Genomic DNA, 20570 nt, shown 5'->3' on the forward strand with positions numbered 1-20570 from the left:
GGAGCCCGGGCCCCTCGGGGGACCGGGTAGGTTCGCGGGGTGAACGCTGAAGCCCCCGGTGACCCCGGCCGCATCGTCCTGCTCACCGCCAGCCACCGGGTCGCGCCCGGACTGCTCTCCTGGCCGGCCTGGCAGACGCTGCACGCGGCGGACCGGGTCCTGTGCGCCGACCCGGACCACCCGCAGCTGCCCTACCTCCGCGAGGCCGGCGTCCGCGTCGAGCACGCCGCCCTGTCGGCCGGCGAACTCGTCGACGCCTGCGCGGGCGGCCGGAGCGTCGTCGTCCTGGCCGGCGGCGAGGGCGACGCCCCGCTCACCGACGGCCTGGCCCGCCTGGGCGGCTCGGGCCGGGTGCGGATGCCGGACCTGGAACTGCTCCCCGGCTCCTACGACCTGCCGGGCGCCCGCCTGCTGGACCTGGTCCAGGTCATGGACCGGATTCGCCGCGTGTGTCCGTGGACCTCGCAGAAGACCCACCGGGGCCTCGCCAAGTACGCCATCGAGGAGGCGTACGAGCTGGTCGAGGCGATCGAGGACGGCGACCGGGACGAACTGCGCGAGGAGCTCGGCGACGTGCTGCTCCAGGTCGTCTTCCACGCGCGCATCGCGGAGGAGCACCCCGAGGAGCCCTTCGCCGTCGACGACGTCGCGGGCGGCCTCGTCGAGAAGCTGATCCACCGCCACCCGCACGTCTTCGGCGACGAGAGCGCCGAGACCCCGCAGGACGTGCAGGCGCACTGGCTGCGCACCAAGGCGATCGAGAAGCAGCGCACCTCGGTCACCGAGGGCGTCCCCCTCGGCCAGCCCGGCCTGGCCCTCGCCGCGAAGCTCGCGAGCCGTGTGCGGTCCGCCGGGCTCGACGTCCCCCTCCCCGAAGGCGACACCATCGGCTACGAACTCCTCGCCCTCGCCGTGGCCGCAGAGGCCGACGGCGCCGACCCGGAGGCCGCCCTGCGCGCGGCGGCCCGCGTCTACCGCGACGCGATCCTGGCGGCGGAGCGCGACGCGGGTTAGGGGGTGTCCTGGTCGCGCGCGTTGTTCTGGCCGGACAGGAGGGCCGCGTCCGGCAACGCGCCGGCCCGTCAAGACGCCGAGGAGCTGCGGGATGTCTGGGAAGTCCCGACCGATACCGTCGTGGAGTGAACGACAGCCCCGCCGACGCCCCCGCCACGCCCCCACGCCCCGCCGACGCCCCCGCCACGCCCCCACGCCCCGCCGACGCCCCCGCCACGCCCCCGCACCCCCACGACGCCTCCGCCCCGGCTGCCTGCCCGCACAGCGTCAGAGCCCCGCAGGCCCCTGCCCCCGAGCTCTTCACCTGGGAGTTCGCCACCGACCCGTATCCCGCGTACGCCTGGCTCCGGGAGCACAGCCCCGTGCACCGCACCGCCCTGCCCAGCGGGGTCGAGGCCTGGCTCGTGACCCGGTACGGGGACGCCAGGCAGGCGCTCGCCGACGCGCGGCTCTCGAAGAACCCCGCCCACCACGCCGAGTCCCCGCACGCCAAGGGCAAGACGGGCATCCCGGGGGAGCGCAAGGCGGAGCTGATGACGCATCTGCTCAACATCGACCCGCCGGACCACACCCGGCTGCGCCGGCTCGTCTCCAAGGCGTTCACTCCCCGCCGGGTCGCGGAGTTCGCCCCCCGCGTGCAGGAGCTGACGGACCGGCTCATCGACGACTTCGTCGAGGAGGGGAAGGCCGACCTGATCCACGACCTGGCCTTCCCGCTCCCCATCTACGCCATCTGCGACCTGCTCGGCGTCCCGCGCGAGGACCAGGACGACTTCCGGGACTGGGCGGGCATGATGATCCGGCACGGCGGCGGGCCCCGCGGCGGGGTCGCCCGGTCGGTGAAGAAGATGCGCGGCTACCTCGCCGAACTCATCCACCGCAAGCGGGAGAACCCGGGTGACGACCTCATCTCCGGGCTGATCCGGGCCAGTGACCACGGCGAGCACCTCACGGAGAACGAAGCCGCCGCGATGGCCTTCATCCTGCTGTTCGCCGGCTTCGAGACGACGGTGAACCTGATCGGCAACGGTACCTACGCCCTGCTGCGCCACCCCGAGCAGCGCGCCCGGCTCGAAGCCTCCCTGGAGGCGGGGCAGAGCGGGCTGCTGGAGACCGGGATCGAGGAGCTGCTGCGGTTCGACGGGCCGGTGGAGCTGGCGACCTGGCGGTACGCGACCGAGCCGCTGACGCTGGGCGGGCGGGAGATCGCCGCGGGGGACCCCGTCCTGGTGGTGCTGGCCGCCGCCGACCGGGACCCGGAGCGGTTCGCGGACCCGGACACCCTCGACCTGTCCCGGCGTGACAATCAGCACCTCGGATACGGGCACGGCGTCCACTACTGCCTGGGGGCGCCGCTGGCCCGACTGGAGGGGCAGGCCGCGCTCGCCACGCTGCTGCGGAGGCTCCCGGGCCTGCGACTTGCGGCAGAACCTGCCGATTTGCGGTGGCGCGGCGGTCTCATCATGCGCGGACTGCGGACGCTGCCGGTCGAGTTCGAGCCGGGCCGCCGCAGCACGGAAAGTGACAGGCCGTCAACTCTGTGACTTTCACGTGATCTGCGCTGCATCGACTTGTGACACCCGTTCGAGTCCCGCTAGGTTCACCGTTCGACGCGTCGGGCGCCCGTCGTCCGTGCGTCACCTGCGGACCGACGCACGCGTGTGACGCCGTGCGCGGCAGCGGGTACTCGCTCGTCAGTCGCACGGAAGGCATACCCATGGGCTCCGCGAACGGCCGACACCGCCGCCCTCGCCAGGCACCCGCCATCGTCGTCGCCGCGGGGGTGACGGGATCGGCCATCGCCATCCCGCTGCTCGGCGCGAGCGGCGCACACGCGGCCGAGGCCACGACCTGGGACCGGGTGGCGGAGTGCGAGAGCGGCGGCATGTGGAGCGCCGACCTCGGCAACGGCTTCTACGGCGGGCTCCAGTTCTCGCAGGAGACCTGGTCGACGTACGGCGGCACGGACTACGCGCCCCGCGCGGACCTCGCCAGCCGCTCGCAGCAGATCGCCGTGGCCGAGAAGATCCTGGACGACCAGGGGCCCGGCGCGTGGCCCGGCTGCGCCGTGATCTCCGGCCTCGCGGCGGACGGCGGCCTGCCCGGCGTCGATCCGGGGGCCACGCCGTCCGACGCCCCGGCGGGCGAGGAGGGCGCCGCCCCCGTCGACGAGGCGGACGCGCCCGGGAAGGCGGACCCGACGCCCACGCCCGACGCCTCCGGGCAGGCGGACGCGGACCCCGCCCCCGACCCGTCCGGCGGCGCGGACGGCGTCGCGACGGGCGAGCGGGGCGACGGCTCCGAGTCCGACGGGGTCAGCCGTACGGAGAGGAGGGGCGCGGCCGCCGACGCCCCGTCCGCGCCCACCGCCCCGCCCGCCTCCGGGGCGGCCCCCGGAGCCTCGCAACCCTCCACGGCCCCTGACGCCTCGGCGGGCGGCAAGCACCGGGGCGCTCCCGCGCCGGAAGAGGCCGGGGCGGCGGGCCGGGAGGACGGCCTCCGCGAGTCCGGCCGGCACGCCTCACGGGGCGAGGGCGCCGCGCGGGACGGCGGCGCGGCCGTCGCCGGCGACTACACCGTGCGGGCCGGGGACAACCTCTGGTCGATCGCTGACGCCCAGGAACTCCCCGAGGGCTGGGCCGGCCTGTACGAGACGAACAAGGGCCTCATCGGCTCCGACCCGGACCTGATCCTGCCCGGCCAGAGTCTGGATCTCGGCCTTGGTCAGGGCCTGGACCAAGACGGCGTGCAAGGTTCGGGGCCGACAGCGCGCGACGGCGCGGAGGAGCCCGCCGACAACTGATCCATTTCGGGAGAACACCCCGAAAATCCCGGGCAGTTCAGAGGCCTATGTCCACTTTTGTGTAAGTGAGACATGGGTCTCTTTGCTTCAACTGGCGCGCGGCGTCCGCCTGGTCCGCGCACATCGCCTCCGACCTGCGGAAACGATCCGTCAGGGCCGTGCGCTAAGCGGCGATTGTTCTGTATGTCCATCTTTGAATGTCGGGGTTGCCTGTGTTTACGGTCGTAACTGCTCGCACCGCGGGCCCCGTCGACCGTCACGCCGAATCCTGCCGGCGGCCGAGGGGAACAGACGCGTAAAGCGCCGTAGGCAGGAGCGGGGGACCCAGGTAGGCCGCCGGGTCCGGACGGCCTCGTCGAAGGACGGGGACGGACGGGGACGGCTTGGGGTGAAGACGCGTGCAAGGTCATGCGTCCGGGCAACTCATCAGCCCGAACCCGACAGCTCACCTCGTAGGCGTCGGTGAGGAGATCCGTTCCATGCTGCTGAACAGCAAGGGCAAGCACCGCCGCCCCTCCAAGGCCGTCCGCATCGCCACCATGGCGGGTGTCGCCGGCGCCGCCGTCGCCGTCCCGCTGATGGGCGCGACCAACGCCTCCGCCGCCTCCGTCGCCACCTGGGACGCCGTCGCCCAGTGCGAGTCCGGCGGCAACTGGTCCATCAACACCGGCAACGGCTACTACGGCGGGCTGCAGTTCTCGCAGTCCAGCTGGGCCGCCGCCGGCGGTACGCAGTACGCCCCGCGCGCCGACCTGGCCTCCAAGGACCAGCAGATCGCCACCGCGGAGAAGCTCCTCGACATGCAGGGCCCGGGCGCGTGGGCCTGCGCCGGCGCCGGCGGTCTCACCGACGACGGTGTGGACCCGGGTGTGAACACCGGCTCCGGCCAGGCCGAGAGCAAGCCCGAGAGCAAGCCCGAGCAGGCGCAGCCCGAGCGCCGCGCCGAGCAGCCCACCACGCGCAGCGAGCAGCGCACCGCACCCAAGGCCGAGAGCAAGAAGGCCGAGAGCGGCAAGACCGTCACCACCCCGACCGGCGGGAAGGTCCAGAAGGGCGACGGCGAGTACAAGGTCGAGTCCGGCGACACCCTGAGCAGCATCGCTCAGCAGGAAGGCGTCAAGGGCGGCTGGAGCAAGCTCTTCGAGCTCAACGACGACATCGTCGAGAACGCGGACCTGATCTTCCCGGGTCAGCAGCTCCACCTGAAGTAACCGACGTCTCTCCTCCCCGGAGGGAGGGGGTCCGGCGGCCTCCTCCCTCGCACGGCCCCCCGGCCCGGTGCGCTCTCCCCCGTGCGCACCGGGCCGGGGCTGTGCGCGCACCGGGCGGGAACGAGCGGGCGTCCGTTCACCTCTTGTCATTACCGGTCAGTAGATTTCGAGAGATTTGTCCGTGATGCAGACTCTTGAGTCCTTTTTCGTCCCAGGAGACGGGCGGTCGGCCGACGGAGACGGTCCGGCCGGTTAGGCTCGTGTCGCAAGGCCACAGTGACCCTGCACAACCAGTGTCAGATCCCAGAAGGAGATGCCTCGTGCCGTCCATCGACGTCGTCGTTGCCAGGGAAATCCTCGACTCCCGGGGCAACCCCACGGTCGAGGTCGAGGTTGGCCTCGACGACGGCAGCACGGGCCGTGCTGCTGTTCCGTCCGGCGCCTCCACCGGTGCGTTCGAGGCCATCGAGCTTCGCGACGGCGACCCCAACCGCTACATGGGCAAGGGCGTCGAGAAGGCCGTCCTCGCCGTCATCGAGCAGATCGGCCCGGAGCTCGTCGGCTACGACGCCACCGAGCAGCGCCTCATCGACCAGGCGATGTTCGACCTGGACGCCACCGAGAACAAGGCCTCGCTCGGCGCGAACGCCATCCTCGGTGTCTCGCTCGCCGTCGCGCACGCCGCCTCCGAGGCGTCCGACCTCCCGCTCTTCCGCTACCTCGGCGGCCCGAACGCGCACCTGCTGCCCGTTCCGATGATGAACATCCTGAACGGCGGCTCGCACGCCGACTCCAACGTGGACATCCAGGAGTTCATGATCGCGCCGATCGGCGCGGAGTCCTTCTCCGAGGCCCTGCGCTGGGGCGCGGAGGTCTACCACACCCTGAAGAAGGTCCTCAAGGCCAAGGGCCTGTCCACCGGACTCGGCGACGAGGGCGGCTTCGCCCCGAACCTGGAGTCCAACCGAGCCGCCCTGGACCTCATCGTCGAGGCCATCAAGGAGGCCGGTTACGTCCCGGGCCGCGACATCGCGCTCGCGCTCGACGTCGCCGCGTCCGAGTTCTACAAGGACGGCGTCTACGAGTTCGAGGGCAAGTCCCGCTCGGCCGCCGAGATGACCGAGTACTACGCGGAGCTCGTCTCGGCCTACCCGCTGGTCTCCATCGAGGACCCGCTGTACGAGGACGACTGGGCCGGCTGGAAGGTCATCACCGACCAGATCGGCGCCAGGGTCCAGATCGTCGGCGACGACCTCTTCGTCACCAACCCCGAGCGCCTGGCCCGCGGCATCGAGGAGGGCTCCGCCAACGCCCTGCTCGTCAAGGTCAACCAGATCGGCTCGCTGACGGAGACCCTGGACGCCGTCGAGCTCGCCCAGCGCAACGGCTTCAAGTGCATGATGTCGCACCGCTCCGGTGAGACCGAGGACGTCACCATCGCCGACCTCGCCGTCGCCGTGAACTGCGGTCAGATCAAGACCGGCGCCCCGGCCCGCTCGGACCGCGTCGCCAAGTACAACCAGCTGCTGCGCATCGAGGAGATCCTCGACGACGCCGCGGTGTACGCGGGCCGCTCCGCCTTCCCGCGCTTCAAGGGCTGACGCCCCCCGGCCCGTCCCGGGCCGAGGGCAGAGCCTCCGTCCGTCCCCGCACCCGGTCCCGTACCGTGTGCGGGGACGGACGTGCGTAACGGGGAGGCGGGTGACATGGCCGGGAGGAACCGCGACCGGTTCTCCACCGCGACCAGGCTGCGGCTGCTCGGCGAGCAGACCGCGGCCCGGGTGTACCGCTCGCAGAGCCGCCGCCAGGACCGCCGCTCCCGGCTCACCGGCCGGGCCGCGTTCCTGGCGCTGATCGTCTGCTCCATGGTGGTGGCGCTCGCCTATCCGATGCGGCAGTACGTCTCCCAACGCGAGGAGATCGCCGAGCAGGAGAGGCTCTCGCAGCAGGCCGAGCGGCGCACCGAGGAGCTCCGGGACGAGAAGGCGCGGCTCCAGGACGACGCGTACATCATGCGCCTGGCCCGCCGCCACCTCCACTACGTGCTCCCCGGGGAGGTCGGCTACACCGTGGCCGACCCCGACGCGGCCGAGGACCGCCGTGCGGAGCCGGGCGCGAGCGACCGCCCCTGGCACGCGAACCTCTGGGACGGCGTCGACAGCGCCGACCGCGACTGACCGAAGACCGCAGCTCCCCTCCGGTGAGCTACCGAGCAGAACCAAGGCAGGCATGGAAACGCCCCCTCCGCAGACCGAGTCCACCCGGCCCACCGACGCGGACATCGCCGCGTTCGAGCAGCAGCTCGGCCGCCCGCCGCGCGGCCTGCGGGCCATCGCGCACCGCTGCCCGTGCGGCAACCCGGACGTGGTGGAGACCCAGCCCCGTCTGGAGGACGGCACGCCGTTCCCGACGACGTACTACCTGACCTGCCCCCGGGCGGCCTCTGCGATCGGGACGCTGGAGGCCAACGGCGTGATGAAGGAGATGACCGCCCGGCTGGAGGCGGACCCGGAGCTGGCCGCCGCCTACCGTGCCGCGCACGAGGACTACCTCGCCCGTCGCGACGCCATCGAGGTCCTGGAGGGCTTCCCGAGCGCGGGCGGCATGCCGGACCGGGTGAAGTGTCTGCACGTCCTCGTCGGCCACTCGCTGGCCGCAGGGCCCGGGGTGAACCCGCTGGGCGACGAGGCCATCGCGATGCTGCCCGAGTGGTGGGCCAAGGGCCCGTGCGTCGCGCCGTGCGGGGCTCCGGCGGCGAGTGCGGGGTGGACGGTGGACGAGAGCGACGGCGGACACTTCGCCGCCCGCCCCCTCGACGGACCCGCCGAGGGACGGGACGCGTGACGCGGGTCGCCGCCGTCGACTGCGGCACCAACTCCATCCGGCTGCTCGTCGCCGACGTGGACCCCGCCACGGGCGCCTTCGCCGAGCTGGACCGGCGGATGACGATCGTCCGCCTCGGCCAGGGCGTGGACAGGACCGGCCGGCTCGCCCCCGAGGCGCTGGAGCGGACCTTCGCCGCCTGCCGGGAGTACGCCGCCGTCATCGCCGAACTGGGCGCAGAACGCGTCCGCTTCGTCGCCACCTCCGCATCCCGCGACGCGGAGAACGCCGCCGAGTTCGTGGCCGGCGTGCTGGACATCCTGGGCGTCGAGCCCGAGGTGGTCACCGGCGACCAGGAGGCCCATCTCTCCTTCGCCGGGGCGACCAAGGAGCTGGCCGGCGGCGACGGCGTGGCCAAGCCGTACCTGGTCGTCGACATCGGCGGCGGTTCCACCGAGTTCGTCCTCGGCTCGGAGACGGTCGAGGCGGCCCGCTCCGTGGACATCGGCTGCGTCCGGATGACCGAGCGTCATCTGACGGCGGACGGGGCCGTGGTGGACCCGCCGACGCCCGAACGGATCGCCGCCATCCGCGCGGACGTCGAGGCCGCCCTCGACGTCGCGGAGCGCACCGTGCCGCTGACCGGCGCCGGCAGCCTCGTCGGCCTCGCCGGCACCGTCACGACGATCGCCGCGATCGCCCTGGACCTCGCGGAGTACGACTCCGAGGCCATCCACCACGCGCGGGTCCCGCTCGGCCGGGTCCGGGCGATCACCGAGCGGCTCCTGACCTCGACGCACGACGAGCGGGCGGCGATCGGCGCGATGCACCCGGGCCGGGTCGACGTGATCGGCGCCGGAGCGCTCGTCCTGCTCGCCGTGATGGAGCGGACCGGGGCCCAGGAGGTCGTGGTCAGCGAGCACGACATCCTCGACGGGATCGCCTGGAGCGCGGCCGGCTGACCCGCACGCCCCGCAGGGCCCCAGGGGCGCGTCGATCACCCCTGGGGGCTCCCGCTCAATCGCACTGTCACCTGCACCTTTGAGTGGTGGGCGGGCTCAGCGGGGCGATCGGCGACCCCCGGCGTCGGCGCGCCACGAGTAAGTTCGTGAACTTCTTCACAAGGAATCGCCCCCTGGAGGGCGAAGTTCGGGCCCGCGGGGGCCCTGAGGGGCGCTCGGGAGGTCGCGCAGTCGGCCTGGCGCACGGAGGTCGCTCGGAGCCGGCGCGGGCGACGCGGCGGTGGCCGGTCCCCGGTTCGGCGGTCAAGGGCCAGCTCACAAGCGGTGAACAACGTTTTCCACGGTGGTGTGGTTCCCCTCCCGGCCCATGACCTGGGTCACGCGGGCGGCGAAGTGTAGCAGAGGGGGGAACCATCCTTGTGAAGGGGCTCACGAGGTACCCCCCGGGGCGGGGTGGATACTCGATGGCATGAGCACCACGGAGCGTCCCAGGATCCTCGTTGTAGGCGGTGGGTACGTAGGCCTGTACGCAGCTCGTCGCATTCTGAAGAAGATGCGGTACGGGGAGGCGACCGTCACGGTCGTCGACCCGCGGTCGTACATGACGTACCAGCCCTTCCTCCCCGAAGCTGCCGCAGGCAGCATCTCGCCTCGGCATGTCGTCGTCCCGCTGCGACGCGTGCTGCCCAAGGCCGAGGTTCTCACCGGCCGGGTCACGACCATCGACCAGGACCGCAAGGTCGCCACCGTCGCGCCGCTCGTCGGCGAGGCCTACGAGCTGCCCTTCGACTACCTGGTCATCGCGATGGGCGCGGTCTCCCGTACCTTCCCGATCCCCGGCCTCGCCGAGCAGGGCATCGGCATGAAGGGCATCGAGGAGTCCATCGGCCTGCGCAACCACGTCCTGGAGCAGCTCGACAAGGCCGACTCCACGACCGACGAGGACGTCCGCCGCAAGGCGCTCACGTTCGTCTTCGTGGGCGGCGGCTTCGCCGGCGCGGAGACCATCGGCGAGGTCGAGGACATGGCCCGCGACGCCGCGAAGTACTACACCAACGTGAAGCGCGAGGACATGCGCTTCATCCTCGTCGACGCCGCCGACAAGATCCTTCCCGAGGTCGGCCCGAAGCTGGGCGCCTACGGCAAGGAGCACCTGGAGAGCCGCGGCGTGGAGATCTACCTCTCCACCTCGATGGACTCCTGCGTCGACGGCCACGTGGTGCTCAAGAACGGACTGGAGGTCGACTCCAGCACGATCGTGTGGACCGCCGGTGTGAAGCCGAACCCGGCACTGGCCCGTTTCGGCCTGCCGCTCGGCCCCCGCGGCCACGTGGACACCTCCGAGAAGCTCCAGGTGCAGGGCACCGACTACATCTGGGCCGCGGGCGACAACGCCCAGGTGCCGGACATGGTCGGCCGCCGCGCCGGCAACCCGAACGCCTGGTGCCCGCCCAACGCCCAGCACGCGCTGCGTCAGGCGAAGGTCCTCGGCGACAACGTCATCTCCGGGATGCGCGGCTTCCCGCAGAAGGAGTACAGCCACGCCAACAAGGGTGCGGTCGCCGGTCTCGGCCTGCACAAGGGCGTCGCGATGATCGTCATGGGCAAGGTGAAGATCAAGCTCAAGGGCCGTCTCGCCTGGTACATGCACCGTGGTTACCACGGCATGGCGATGCCGACCTGGAACCGCAAGATCCGGATCTTCGCCGACTGGACGCTGGCGATGTTCCTCAAGCGCGAGGTCGTCTCGCTCGGCGCCATGGAGACTCCGCGCGAGGAGTTCTACGAGGCCGCCAAGCCTGCTCCGGCTCCGGCCGCCGCCAAGTCGGAGGGCGAGAAGGCCAAGGCCTCCTAGCACCTCCGCCGGCCTCCCCGAGGCCGTGCCCCGGTCCGCCGGAGCACTCCGCACGATCCCGAAGGGGCCGTCCGCCATCCGTGGTGCGGACGGCCCCTTCGGGGTTCCCGGCACCGGTCCGCGCCGGGGGCCCGTGCGGGGGCGCATGGCCGGTTCTCGCCCCCCGCCTCCGCTTTGCCGTTTCCTTGCCCGGTAGCGGGATGACGGAGTGTGCGGGGAGAGTTGACGCGGACGTACCTCGCCGCGGCACCGGGGTGTCGCGGTGGGCTACGGGCATGTCTGTGCATCGTGCTTATCGGGGAAACACCACCACGGAGGTGTGCGCCATGGCAGAAGCCGCGTCGCGGCTGACCGCTCTCGCCGAGACGTTGCTCTCGGAACCCTTCCCGGTCCGCGTCCGGGCCTGGGACGGCAGCGAATCGGGGCCGCCCGGCGCCCCGGTCCTGGTGATCAGGGACCGCCGTGCGCTGCGCCGACTCCTGTGGAAGCCGGGCGAGCTGGGCCTGGCCCGCGCCTGGGTGGCCGGGGAGATCGACGTCGAGGGCGACCTGTACGAGGTGCTCGACCGGCTGGCCGGCCTCCTGTGGGACCGCGGCGCCGACGCCAAGGACGCCGTCCACCCGGTCCGCGACCCCGAGGTCCGCGCCTTCGGCCGCGGCCTGCTCGCCCTGGCGGGCCCCTGGCCGCCCCCGGCCCCGCCCGCGGAGGAGGTGCGCCGCCGCACCGGTCCGCTGCACACCAGACGCCGCGACAAAGAGGCCATCAGCCACCACTACGACGTCGGCAACGACTTCTACGCCCTGGTCCTGGGGCCGTCCATGGTCTACTCCTGCGCCTACTGGCAGGACGGCGGAACCCTGGAGGAGGCCCAGCGCGACAAGCTCGACCTGGTCTGCCGCAAGCTCGCCCTGAAGGAGGGCGACCGGCTCCTGGACGTCGGCTGCGGCTGGGGCTCGATGGCCATGCACGCCGCCCGCGTGTACGGGGCGCAGGTCACCGGCATCACCCTCTCCTGGGAACAGGCCGCCCACGCCCGGAAGCGGATCGCTCAGGAGGGCCTGACCGACCGGATCGAGATCCGCGTGCAGGACTACCGGGACGTCCGCGACGGACCGTACGACGCCATCTCCTCGATCGGCATGGCCGAGCATGTCGGGTCGGTCCGCTACCGGGAGTACGCCGACGACCTCTACGCCCTCCTGAAGCCCGGCGGCCGACTGCTGAACCACCAGATCGCCCGCCGGCCGGAGAGGGACGAAACGGCCTACCGGATCGACCCGTTCATCGACGCGTACGTCTTCCCCGACGGCGAACTGGCCCCGGTCGGCCGCACCCTGGCCACCCTGGAGGAGGCCGGGTTCGAGGCCCGGGACGTCGAGGCGCTCCGCGAGCACTACGCGCTGACCCTGCGCCGCTGGGTGGCCAACCTGGAGCGGAACTGGGAGGAGGCGGTGCGCGCCGCCTCACCGGGCCGGGCCAGGGTCTGGCGGCTGTACATGGCCGCGTCCGCGCTCTCCTTCGAGCACAACAGGATCGGCGTCAACCAGATCCTCGCGGTGCGGCCGGCTGCGGACGGCGGCTCCCGGCTGCCGCTGCGGGCCCGTGCCTGGACCGAGGCGGCGGGCGACTGACCGTACGGTCACTCGCCCGCCCGGCCCGGGCGGGGAGGACGGGCGAGGGGCCGCCGCACCCGCTGTCGCGGCGGTGCGCCGGCCCCTCGTCGTCCCTTCGGCCCCGGGAGCCCCGGGCGCCGGGTCACTCCGTCTTGATCGCCGTCAGCATGTTGAGCTTCGCGGCGCTGCGGGCCGGCCACAGGGAGGCCAGGACCCCCACCAGTGCGGCGAGCGCCAGGAACAGCGCCAGGCGGTCCCACGGCAGGACCAGGGCGTAGCCGGGGATCTCGTCGGCCAGCGTCTGACCGATCGCCCAGCCGAGGAAGACGCCCAGCGCCACCCCGATCACCGCGCCGAAGAGAGCGATGACGACGGCCTCCAGACGGATCATCCGCTTGACGCGACGGCGGTCGAGACCGATCGCGCGCAGCATGCCGATCTCCTGCTGCCGCTCGAACACCGACATCGCCAGGGTGTTGACGACACCGAGGACCGCGATCAGCAGGGCCATGGCGAGGAGCCCGTACATGATGTTCAGCGCGGTGTTCACGAAACCGCCGAACATGTCACGGATGTCCTGGCGGTCCATGATGCTCATCGCCGGGTTGTCGCCGAGCGCGTCCACGAGCGCCTGCTCGTTGGCCTCGCTCGCGCCGCCCTCCGTCTTGATCCAGATCTCCCGGATGTCGGAGCGCGAGCCGGAGCTGTGCCGGTCGGCGAGGTCCTTGGGGATCAGGAAGGGCGAGAGGAACTCGTTCTGCTCGTAGAGAGCGCCGATGGTCAGCTCGCCCTTCTCGTCGTCGTTGAACGTCACCGGGAGGGTGTCGCCGGTCTTCCAGCCGTTCGACTGCGCGGTCTCGGAGCCGACCGCGACCTGGCCGTCCTTCAGTGAACCGAGCGAACCGGAGACGGTCTTCAGGGAGAAGACCTCCTCCACGTCGCCCGGGGTGACGCCGGAGGCCGAGTGGGGTTCGCCGTCGACCTGGAAGTAGGCGGCCTGCTGCGGGGTCAGCGCAACGACGCCGTCGGCCTTGGACAGGGCTTTCAGCGCCGATTCGTCGAGCGAGTCGCCGCTGGCCATCGAGACCATGTAGTCGGCCTTGATGTTGTCCGTGGTCATCTTGTCGATGGCCTGGCCGAGGGTGACGCCGAGCACCGAGATCCCGGTGACCAGGGTCAGGCCGATCGCCAGCGCGGAGGCGGTGGCTCCGGTACGCCGCGGGTTGCGGACCGCGTTCTGCGAGGCCAGCTTCCCCGACACTCCGAAGAGCTTCTTCAGCAGCGGCCGCACGAGGGCGATGACCGGGCGGGAGAGCAGCGGGATCAGCACGATGACGCCGATCAGGGCGAAGAAGGCGCCGGCCGCGATCAGGTACCGGCCGTTGGTGCCGCCGGTCGCCGCGCCGCCGACGATCCCCGTCGCGCCGAGCAGGGTGATCACGCCGCCGATGGAGTTGCGGACGACCAGGGACTTGGTGGAGGCGGTGGCGTGCACGCTGCTCATCGCGGCCACCGGGGCGATCCGCGCGGCCCGGCGGGCGGGCAGCCAGGCGGCCAGCACGGTGATCAGGACGCCGACGGCGAAGGCGGAGCCCACGGCGGTCGGCGAGACGATCAGCGGCCCTGCGGGGATCTTGCCGCCCAGGAGCCCCATCGCGGAGCGCAGCCCGGTGGCGAGGCCGAGGCCCAGGAGGAAGCCGATGACCGAGGCGAGCAGTCCGACGACGGCGGCCTCGATCAGCACCGAGCGCTTGACCTGGCTGCGGGAGGCGCCGATGGCCCGCATCAGGGCCAGCTCACGGGTCCGCTGGGCGACCAGCATGGTGAAGGTGTTGGCGATGAGGAAGACGCCGACGAACAGCGCGATGCCCGCGAAGGCCAGCAGCATGGCGTTGAGGCTGCTGAGGCCGTTCTCGATCTGCTCGGCCTGCTCGTCCGCGAGCGCCTTGCCGGTCTGCGCGGTCGCCTCCTCCGGGACGAGGGGCTCGATCGCGTCCAGCAGCTTCTGGTCGGAGGCGCCCGCCGCGGCGGTGACCGTGGCGTCCTGGAAGACGCCGGGCTTCAGGTAGAGCTCCTGGGCGGTCGCGGTGTCGAACAGCACGAGGCTGCCGCCCGCGTTGACCGCGCCGTCCTCGGTGGTGAACACACCGGAGAGGGTGTACTCCTTCACCGGGCCGTTCGTGGCGACCCGCACCGGGTCGCCGACGGCGTACTCGCCCTTGCTCGCGGTGTCCTCGTCCAGCGCGACCCGGCCGCCCTTCACCGGGCCCGTGCCGTCGGTGAACGTGTACGCGGGGTCCTTGCCGTCCTTGCCGGGGGAGAAGTTGGCGCCGGTGTTGGACCAGCCGTTGCCTATCAGCTTGCCGTCCGGGTCGGCGACCCCGGCGAAGCCGGAGACGCGGCCGGTGACGCTCTCCACGCCGTCCAGGCCGCGGATCTCGTCCAGGGTGGCCTCGTCGAGGCCGCGGATCTCTTCGTCGCGCCGGTCGGCGTAGGTCGACACGGCGACGGCGACGTCGTCGTAACTCTTGGCCGACTGGTTGCGGAAGGCGTTGCCGAGGGTGTCAGTGAAGACGAGGGTGCCGGAGACGAACGCTACGCCGAGCATGACGGCGAGCACGGTCATCAGCAGCCTGGCCTTGTGCGCGAGCACATTGCGCAGGGCGGTACGGAACATGTCTGTGTGTCCTGGGATGGGTTCCGGAAGGGGGTCGGGGACGCGGGGCGGCAGCCGGGCCGTGGCCGCCGCGGGCGTCAGCTGGTGCGGCCCTTCGCGTCGAACGCCTTCATCCGGTCGAGGACCCCGTCGGCGGTGGGGTGCATCATCTGGTCGACGACCGCGCCGTCCGCGAGGAAGATCACCCGGTCCGCGTAGGAGGCGGCCACCGGGTCGTGCGTCACCATCACCACGGTCTGGCCCAGCTCGCGCACCGAGTTGCGCAGGAAGCCGAGGACCTCGGCGCCGGAACGCGAGTCCAGGTTCCCGGTCGGCTCGTCACCGAAGATGATCTCGGGCTGCGAGGCCAGGGCGCGCGCCACCGCGACCCGCTGCTGCTGACCGCCGGAGAGCTCGGTCGGCCGGTGCTTCAGCCGCTCCGAGAGCCCCACCATGTCGATGACCTTCTGGAGCCACGCGGCGTCCGGCTTACGCCCCGCGATGTCCATCGGGAGGGTGATGTTCTCCTGTGCGGTGAGCGTCGGCAGCAGGTTGAAGGCCTGGAAGATGAAGCCGATCTTGTCCCGGCGGAGCTGGGTGAGCTGCTTGTCCTTCAACGTCGACAGCTCCGTGTCGCCGATGCGCACCGAGCCGCTGCTGAAGCTGTCGAGACCGGCGACGCAGTGCATCAGCGTCGACTTGCCGGAACCGGAGGGGCCCATGATCGCGGTGAACTCGCCCTGCGGGAAGTCCACGGTCACCCGGTCCAGGGCGACGACCTGCGTCTCGCCCTCGCCGTAGACCTTCGACAGCTCCGTGGCACGGGCAGCCACCGCGGTGGTGCGGTGGACGGTGGGGGCAGTGGTCACAGGGGTGCTCCTGAATCGGGTGATGCGGTCGCATCGGGGGTGCTGGGCGGGCGCTGGCGCCGATGCCTCGGGGACTACTCCATCGTCACGTCCCGACCGCCCCGGGTCGTCACCCCCGATGCCCGTTCCCGGGGCCCTCTTGAGTCGCATCACGGGGGCGGTTCCGTCCTCCTCGGGTATGACATCGACCCTGAGCTCCGGCCGGGAGTGCCACCGCGGCCGCCCGCCGGAGCCCGTCGCGCCTACCCAGCGTCACGACGGCGCGCACCGGCGTGAGAGGGGCGCCGCGGCGGGCACCGGGGGCGCGTGGAGTGCCGCGGGACGTGAGGGTGGCGGGCCCCCTGGCGCGGCCTGGCGCGGACCTGGCGCGTTGGGCCGTACGAGTGCGGCGACTTTCCGTCAATCCCGCGCGGCGCGTCGCCCGGCCGTCATCGGACGGGGGTGGGTGGTCAGACCGGCCCGATGTGCTGACGCACCCTCAAGCGGTCAATAAAATAGGACAACATCGCGCCACTGCTCCGCTGGTCGGGGGACGCCCCCGGATAGGGTCGGTAGCCAGACGCGGAGCCGCGCGGCACGCCCGGATGGTGGAACGCAGACACGGCGAGCTTAAACCTCGCTGCCCCTCGGGGGCGTGCCGGTTCGAGTCCGGCTCCGGGCACCACGCACTGCACCCTGCGTGACCCGGACAGCCCTGACCGTAGCCGATTACGCATCCGGTGGCGCCCCGCCCGCACGAGGGGCCCGCAGGCCTTCGGCGGGGCCCGGCGGCGGACCGCCCGGACGCGACCCCGCGGATTCGGGGGAAAGATCCTCCCCTGGGACTGGGGTGATTCTTTTGCCTACCCATTACTCTTGTGGCGAGGCCACGCAGTGTGGCCACGGAGGAGTGAGATGAGGAGCAGCAACCCGGTCTTCTCGCGACGGGGGTTCAGCCGCGACAACGGCCACGCGGGCTTCAACGCGGCGCCGCAGGCCGGGGCCGCCGCGACGGGAGCCGACCCGTACGCCCAGGGCACCGCCAACCCGTACGCCACCAACCCCTACGCACAGCAGGACGCCCAGCACGGCGCCCCGCAGGCGCCCGCGCGTTCCGACGCGATGACCATCGACGACGTGGTGACGCGTACGGCGATGACGCTGGGCACCGTGATCGTCGCCGCCACCATCGCCTGGTGGGTCATGCCGGTCGACGAGGCGAACCTCGGCAGCGCCTACGGCGTGGCCATCGGCGCCGCGATCATCGGCTTCGTCCTGGCGATGGTGAACTCGTTCAAGCGCCGGCCCTCGCCGCCGCTGATCCTGACGTACGCGGCGTTCGAGGGAGTCTTCCTCGGCATCGTCAGCAACATCGTCAGCATGTACGTCGCCCCCGGCGCCGCGATGCAGGCGGTGATCGGCACCATGGCGGTCTTCGCCGGCGTGCTGATCGCCTACCGCACCGGACTGATCCGGGTCACCCGCCGCTTCTACGGCTTCGTGATGGCGGCCGCCATCGGCTTCATGCTGCTGATGATGGTCAACCTCCTGTTCGCCGTGTTCGGCGGCGGTGACGGCCTCGGCTTCCGCAGCGGCGCGCTCGGCGTCGTCTTCGGCATCGTGGCCATCGTCATCGGCGCGTGCATCCTCGCCCTCAACTTCAAGCAGGTCGAGGACGGCATCGCCTACGGCGCCCCGCGCGAGGAGGCCTGGCTGGCGGCCTTCGGTCTCACCGTGACCCTGGTGTGGATCTACATCGAGATGCTGCGCCTGGTCGCGATTCTCCGCGGCGACGACTGATCGCACGCCCCGCACCACCCGTAGGACCCGCAGTACCGGACCGGCCCGCAGGCATCGAGCCTGGGGGCCGTTCCGATTCCCGGCCGGGCCCGGTCCCCGGGCTTCCCGCACGGTGGCCACCGTGCGGGAAGGGCGCGTAGGGTCGCCGAGTGCTCGATACGACGCCCCTCATCCTGGCCGTGGACCGTTTCGCCGACCGGCTGCGCTCGGCCCCGCAGAGCCGCCTGCGGCGCGGTACGGCCGCAGAGGCGCTGGCGGCCGCCCGCGAGCTCGCCCGGCGGGCCCAGCGCCTGGAGGACCCGGGAGCGCCGCCCCGGGAGCTGCCGGACGCCGGGATGTTCGCGGTGGGCGACCAGCTCGCCGTCGCCGGACGGGACCTGGCGGTGGCACTGGAAACGGCCCCGCCCGGAGAGCTGGACGAGGCCGTGCGATACGTCGAGGAAGCGGCGGCGCGGGCTCTCGCCTGAGCGGCCCGCGCCCGGGAGGGCGGAAGCGGTCGTTCCCGGCGGTCCCCTCAGAACGAGGCGATGACGCGGTCCGCGAGGATGTAGACGTTGTCCTCGCCGCAGGAGAAGGTCAGGGCATAGGCGCCGGAGACGCCCGAGCCGCCCAGCAGGACCGGCTGGCGGCCCGCCTGCAGGGCCTCGGAGAGCTGTTCCGCGGTCTCGCGGTGGCCCGGCGTCATGCAGAGCGTGGTGCCGTCGGCGAAGACGTACACGTCGAGCGTGCCCAGCGGTCCCGGACGCACGTCGGTCAGCTCGGTCGCCGTGTCCGCCAGCTCTTCCAGGCGGCTCACGGTGCGCTCGTGGTCGGTGACGACCGGTGCCTGCACGGGGACGAAGTCCGGGTGCGAGGGGTGGCGGCGGCGGGCCGCGGCCAGCTCGGGGGAGTCCTCCGGGAACTCGGAGATCTCCGGCAGACCCGTCAGCTCGCCGGCCTCCTGCTCCGCGAGGGTGCGCTCGCTCAGCTCCGCCAGCTCCTCCATCGCCTCGGCCGCTTCGAGGTCCATCGACTCCAGACCGGAGAAGTCGGTCTGCCGGGGCACGAAGTACGGGGCGTCCTCGCCCAGACCGGACAGCCCGCCCAGCAGGGAGGGGGCGTCAGCGGCGTCGCGTGCCTCCTGGGCGGCCCAGAAGGCGCGTGCCTCCGCCAGCTCGCGCTCCCGCTCCTCGGCGAGCGCCTCGGCGACGGCCGTGCGTATCTCCTCGACGGGGGTGGCGGTGCTGCGGGTCTGGGGCGGCACCGAAGCGCCGGCGGCCCGGCCCTCGGCCATCTCCGTGCGCAGGGCCGCGACCTGCCGGCGCAGCCCGTGAGCGGCGTGCAGTGCGGCGGCGCCGACGGCCGTGGCAGCGGCGGTGGTCAGCAACAGGGCAAATGACATGGCGCTCACTGACGTACTCCCGGTTTCTCTCGATACCCCCGACTTCCTACATCAGCTTGGCCTGTACCGGTACGGGCTGTCAGTGCATTACGTCACGAAATGGACAGGTCTTTCGGCCCGGCGTTCCCCCGTGAAACGCTTCTGACCTGCGCAAACGAATCTCCCCCGGGACGCACATCACATCCTGGGGGAGATTCGGTCACGGTCGGGGCTCGGCGGGGTTCGAAACCCCGTACCGCGGGAGGCCGCAACGCCGGCGGGAGGCGCCGCGCCTCAGCTCAGCGGCTCGTGCCCAAGGTCGCGCCGCGCCTCAGCTCAGCCGCTCGATCACCATCGCCATGCCCTGGCCGCCGCCCACGCACATCGTCTCCAGGCCGAACTGCTTGTCATGGAACTGGAGGCTGTTGATCAGTGTGCCGGTGATGCGGGCTCCGGTCATGCCGAAGGGGTGGCCGACCGCGATCGCGCCGCCGTTGACGTTGACCTTCTCCAGCGGCAGGCCCAGATCCCGGTAGGACGGGATGACCTGGGCGGCGAAGGCCTCGTTGATCTCGGCGAGGTCGATGTCGCCGACGGTCAGGCCGGCCCGCTTGAGGGCCTGCTTGCTGGCCTCGACCGGGCCGTAGCCCATGATCTCGGGGGAGAGGCCGGAGACGCCGGTGGAGACGATCCGGGCCAGCGGGGTCAGGCCCAGCTCGCGCGCCTTGGTGTCCGACATGATCACCAGGGCCGCCGCACCGTCGTTCAGCGGGCAGCAGTTGGCCGCGGTGACCAGGCCGTCGGGGCGGAAGACCGGCTTCAGGCCCTGCACGCCCTCCATGGTGACACCGGCGCGCGGGCCGTCGTCCTGGGAGACGACCGTGCCGTCGGGTGTGGTGACCGGCGTGATCTCCCGCTCCCAGAAGCCGTTCTTCAGGGCCGCCTCCGCGAGGTTCTGCGACCGTACGCCGAACTCGTCCATGTCCTGGCGGGTGACGCCCTTCAGTCGCGCCAGGTTCTCCGCCGTCTGCCCCATGGAGATGTACGCGTCCGGGACCAGACCGTCCTCGCGCGGGTCGTGCCAGCTCGCACCGGACTCCTCTGCGCGGGCGGCGGTACGGGCCTCCGCGTCGGCGAACAGCGGGTTGTGCGTGTCCGGGAGGCTGTCGGAGTTGCCCTTGGTGAAGCGGGACACCATCTCCACGCCGGCCGAGACGAAGACGTCGCCCTCGCCCGCCTTGATCGCGTGCAGCGCCATCCGGCTGGTCTGGAGGGAGGAGGAGCAGTAACGGGTGACCGTGCAGCCGGGAAGGTGGTCCATCCCCATCTGCACGGCGATGACGCGACCCAGGTTGTTGCCCTGCTCGCCGCCCGGCAGGCCGCAGCCCAGCATCAGGTCGTCGATGTCCTTCGGGTCCAGCTCGGGGACCTTGGCCAGTGCGGTCTGGATGATCGTGGCGGTCAGGTCGTCCGCGCGCAGGTCCTTCAGGGACCCCTTGAAGGCGCGGCCGATCGGCGAACGGGCGGCAGAGACGATCACGGCTTCGGGCATCACGCGGCTCCATGAGGGCTGGAAGGCTGTGCGGACTGGCGGAACTCCTTGGAAGTTACCTGGACGTATCGCC

The 20570-nt window shown here is 71.9% G+C and carries 16 protein-coding genes, 1 tRNA gene and 1 riboswitch; of the genes, 13 read left to right on the forward strand and 4 right to left on the reverse strand.

What is annotated here, in order from left to right:
* Positions 1-39: 39 nt before the first annotated feature.
* The 10 genes from V9U70_RS16515 (at position 40) to V9U70_RS16560 (ending at position 12299) form a co-directional block, all read left to right on the forward strand.
* On the forward strand, positions 40-1014 hold the full coding sequence (locus V9U70_RS16515; RefSeq protein ID WP_336676001.1) for a nucleoside triphosphate pyrophosphohydrolase: 975 nt from the start codon (positions 40-42) through the stop codon (positions 1012-1014).
* 125 nt (positions 1015-1139) lie between these two features.
* Entirely contained in the window at positions 1140-2558 is a 1419-nt protein-coding gene (locus tag V9U70_RS16520) for a cytochrome P450 family protein (RefSeq protein ID WP_336676003.1), read from the forward strand.
* Between the two features lie 173 nt (positions 2559-2731).
* The gene (locus V9U70_RS16525) at positions 2732-3817 is read left to right on the forward strand and encodes a transglycosylase family protein (RefSeq protein WP_336676004.1); all 1086 of its coding nucleotides are present in this window, start codon (positions 2732-2734) and stop codon (positions 3815-3817) included.
* Between the two features lie 291 nt (positions 3818-4108).
* Positions 4109-4291: riboswitch (cyclic di-AMP (ydaO/yuaA leader) on the forward strand.
* A gap of 5 nt (positions 4292-4296) precedes the next feature.
* Entirely contained in the window at positions 4297-5028 is a 732-nt protein-coding gene (locus tag V9U70_RS16530; RefSeq protein WP_336676005.1) for a transglycosylase family protein, read from the forward strand.
* Positions 5029-5348: 320 nt separating this feature from the next.
* Positions 5349-6629 carry a phosphopyruvate hydratase gene (gene eno / locus V9U70_RS16535; protein WP_336676007.1) on the forward strand — a complete coding sequence of 427 codons (1281 nt, stop codon included), beginning with the start codon at positions 5349-5351 and terminating at the stop codon, positions 6627-6629.
* Between the two features lie 105 nt (positions 6630-6734).
* Positions 6735-7205, forward strand: coding sequence for an FtsB family cell division protein (locus tag V9U70_RS16540; protein ID WP_336676008.1), 471 nt, complete (start codon positions 6735-6737; stop codon positions 7203-7205).
* A 52-nt stretch (positions 7206-7257) separates the two neighbouring features.
* A complete protein-coding gene (locus tag V9U70_RS16545) occupies positions 7258-7872 on the forward strand; it encodes a DUF501 domain-containing protein (RefSeq protein WP_336676009.1) in 615 nt (204 codons plus the stop codon).
* Positions 7869-8813 carry a Ppx/GppA phosphatase family protein gene (locus V9U70_RS16550; protein WP_336676011.1) on the forward strand — a complete coding sequence of 315 codons (945 nt, stop codon included), beginning with the start codon at positions 7869-7871 and terminating at the stop codon, positions 8811-8813. Before V9U70_RS16545 ends, V9U70_RS16550 begins: the two co-directional genes overlap by 4 nt.
* A gap of 469 nt (positions 8814-9282) precedes the next feature.
* Positions 9283-10668, forward strand: coding sequence for an NAD(P)/FAD-dependent oxidoreductase (locus tag V9U70_RS16555; protein ID WP_103532092.1), 1386 nt, complete (start codon positions 9283-9285; stop codon positions 10666-10668).
* 326 nt (positions 10669-10994) lie between these two features.
* Positions 10995-12299: a cyclopropane-fatty-acyl-phospholipid synthase family protein gene (locus V9U70_RS16560; RefSeq protein ID WP_336676016.1), complete on the forward strand. Its 1305-nt coding sequence runs from the start codon at positions 10995-10997 to the stop codon at positions 12297-12299.
* A 124-nt stretch (positions 12300-12423) separates the two neighbouring features.
* On the opposite strand, the gene V9U70_RS16565 is transcribed toward V9U70_RS16560, so the two are convergent.
* On the reverse strand, positions 12424-14958 hold the full coding sequence (locus tag V9U70_RS16565; protein ID WP_336676017.1) for an ABC transporter permease: 2535 nt from the start codon (positions 14956-14958) through the stop codon (positions 12424-12426).
* A gap of 77 nt (positions 14959-15035) precedes the next feature.
* Complete coding sequence (locus V9U70_RS16570; RefSeq protein WP_336676019.1) at positions 15036-15806, reverse strand: ABC transporter ATP-binding protein; 771 nt, start codon at positions 15804-15806, stop codon at positions 15036-15038.
* A 578-nt stretch (positions 15807-16384) separates the two neighbouring features.
* On the opposite strand from V9U70_RS16570, the gene V9U70_RS16575 reads away from it, so the two are divergent.
* The 3 genes from V9U70_RS16575 to V9U70_RS16585 all read left to right on the forward strand — a co-directional run bounded on the left by V9U70_RS16575 (position 16385) and on the right by V9U70_RS16585 (position 18052).
* A tRNA-Leu gene (locus V9U70_RS16575) sits at positions 16385-16470 on the forward strand.
* Positions 16471-16700: 230 nt separating this feature from the next.
* Positions 16701-17585 carry a Bax inhibitor-1/YccA family protein gene (locus tag V9U70_RS16580; protein ID WP_336676021.1) on the forward strand — a complete coding sequence of 295 codons (885 nt, stop codon included), beginning with the start codon at positions 16701-16703 and terminating at the stop codon, positions 17583-17585.
* 149 nt (positions 17586-17734) lie between these two features.
* Positions 17735-18052 carry a hypothetical protein gene (locus V9U70_RS16585; protein WP_336676022.1) on the forward strand — a complete coding sequence of 106 codons (318 nt, stop codon included), beginning with the start codon at positions 17735-17737 and terminating at the stop codon, positions 18050-18052.
* A gap of 47 nt (positions 18053-18099) precedes the next feature.
* On the opposite strand, the gene V9U70_RS16590 is transcribed toward V9U70_RS16585, so the two are convergent.
* Positions 18100-18966, reverse strand: coding sequence for a hypothetical protein (locus V9U70_RS16590; RefSeq protein WP_336676023.1), 867 nt, complete (start codon positions 18964-18966; stop codon positions 18100-18102).
* 310 nt (positions 18967-19276) lie between these two features.
* Positions 19277-20497 carry an acetyl-CoA C-acetyltransferase gene (locus tag V9U70_RS16595; protein ID WP_336676025.1) on the reverse strand — a complete coding sequence of 407 codons (1221 nt, stop codon included), beginning with the start codon at positions 20495-20497 and terminating at the stop codon, positions 19277-19279.
* Between the last annotated feature and the right edge of the window lie 73 nt (positions 20498-20570).

It is taken from the genome of Streptomyces pratensis (assembly GCF_037137275.1).
In the GTDB taxonomy this organism is placed as follows: domain Bacteria; phylum Actinomycetota; class Actinomycetes; order Streptomycetales; family Streptomycetaceae; genus Streptomyces; species Streptomyces pratensis_B.

Excerpts from the sequence above, each read along its gene's own strand:
- V9U70_RS16525 (WP_336676004.1), top strand. The coding sequence starts at position 2,732 with ATGGGCTCCGCGAACGGCCGACACCGCCGCCCTCGCCAGGCACCCGCC.
- V9U70_RS16530 (WP_336676005.1), top strand. The coding sequence starts at position 4,297 with ATGCTGCTGAACAGCAAGGGCAAGCACCGCCGCCCCTCCAAGGCCGTC.
- V9U70_RS16540 (WP_336676008.1), top strand. The coding sequence starts at position 6,735 with ATGGCCGGGAGGAACCGCGACCGGTTCTCCACCGCGACCAGGCTGCGG.
- V9U70_RS16545 (WP_336676009.1), top strand. The coding sequence starts at position 7,258 with ATGGAAACGCCCCCTCCGCAGACCGAGTCCACCCGGCCCACCGACGCG.
- V9U70_RS16555 (WP_103532092.1), top strand. The coding sequence starts at position 9,283 with ATGAGCACCACGGAGCGTCCCAGGATCCTCGTTGTAGGCGGTGGGTAC.
- V9U70_RS16560 (WP_336676016.1), top strand. The coding sequence starts at position 10,995 with ATGGCAGAAGCCGCGTCGCGGCTGACCGCTCTCGCCGAGACGTTGCTC.
- V9U70_RS16565 (WP_336676017.1), bottom strand. The coding sequence starts at position 14,958 with ATGTTCCGTACCGCCCTGCGCAATGTGCTCGCGCACAAGGCCAGGCTG.
- V9U70_RS16580 (WP_336676021.1), top strand. The coding sequence starts at position 16,701 with ATGAGGAGCAGCAACCCGGTCTTCTCGCGACGGGGGTTCAGCCGCGAC.
- V9U70_RS16590 (WP_336676023.1), bottom strand. The coding sequence starts at position 18,966 with ATGTCATTTGCCCTGTTGCTGACCACCGCCGCTGCCACGGCCGTCGGC.
- V9U70_RS16595 (WP_336676025.1), bottom strand. The coding sequence starts at position 20,497 with ATGCCCGAAGCCGTGATCGTCTCTGCCGCCCGTTCGCCGATCGGCCGC.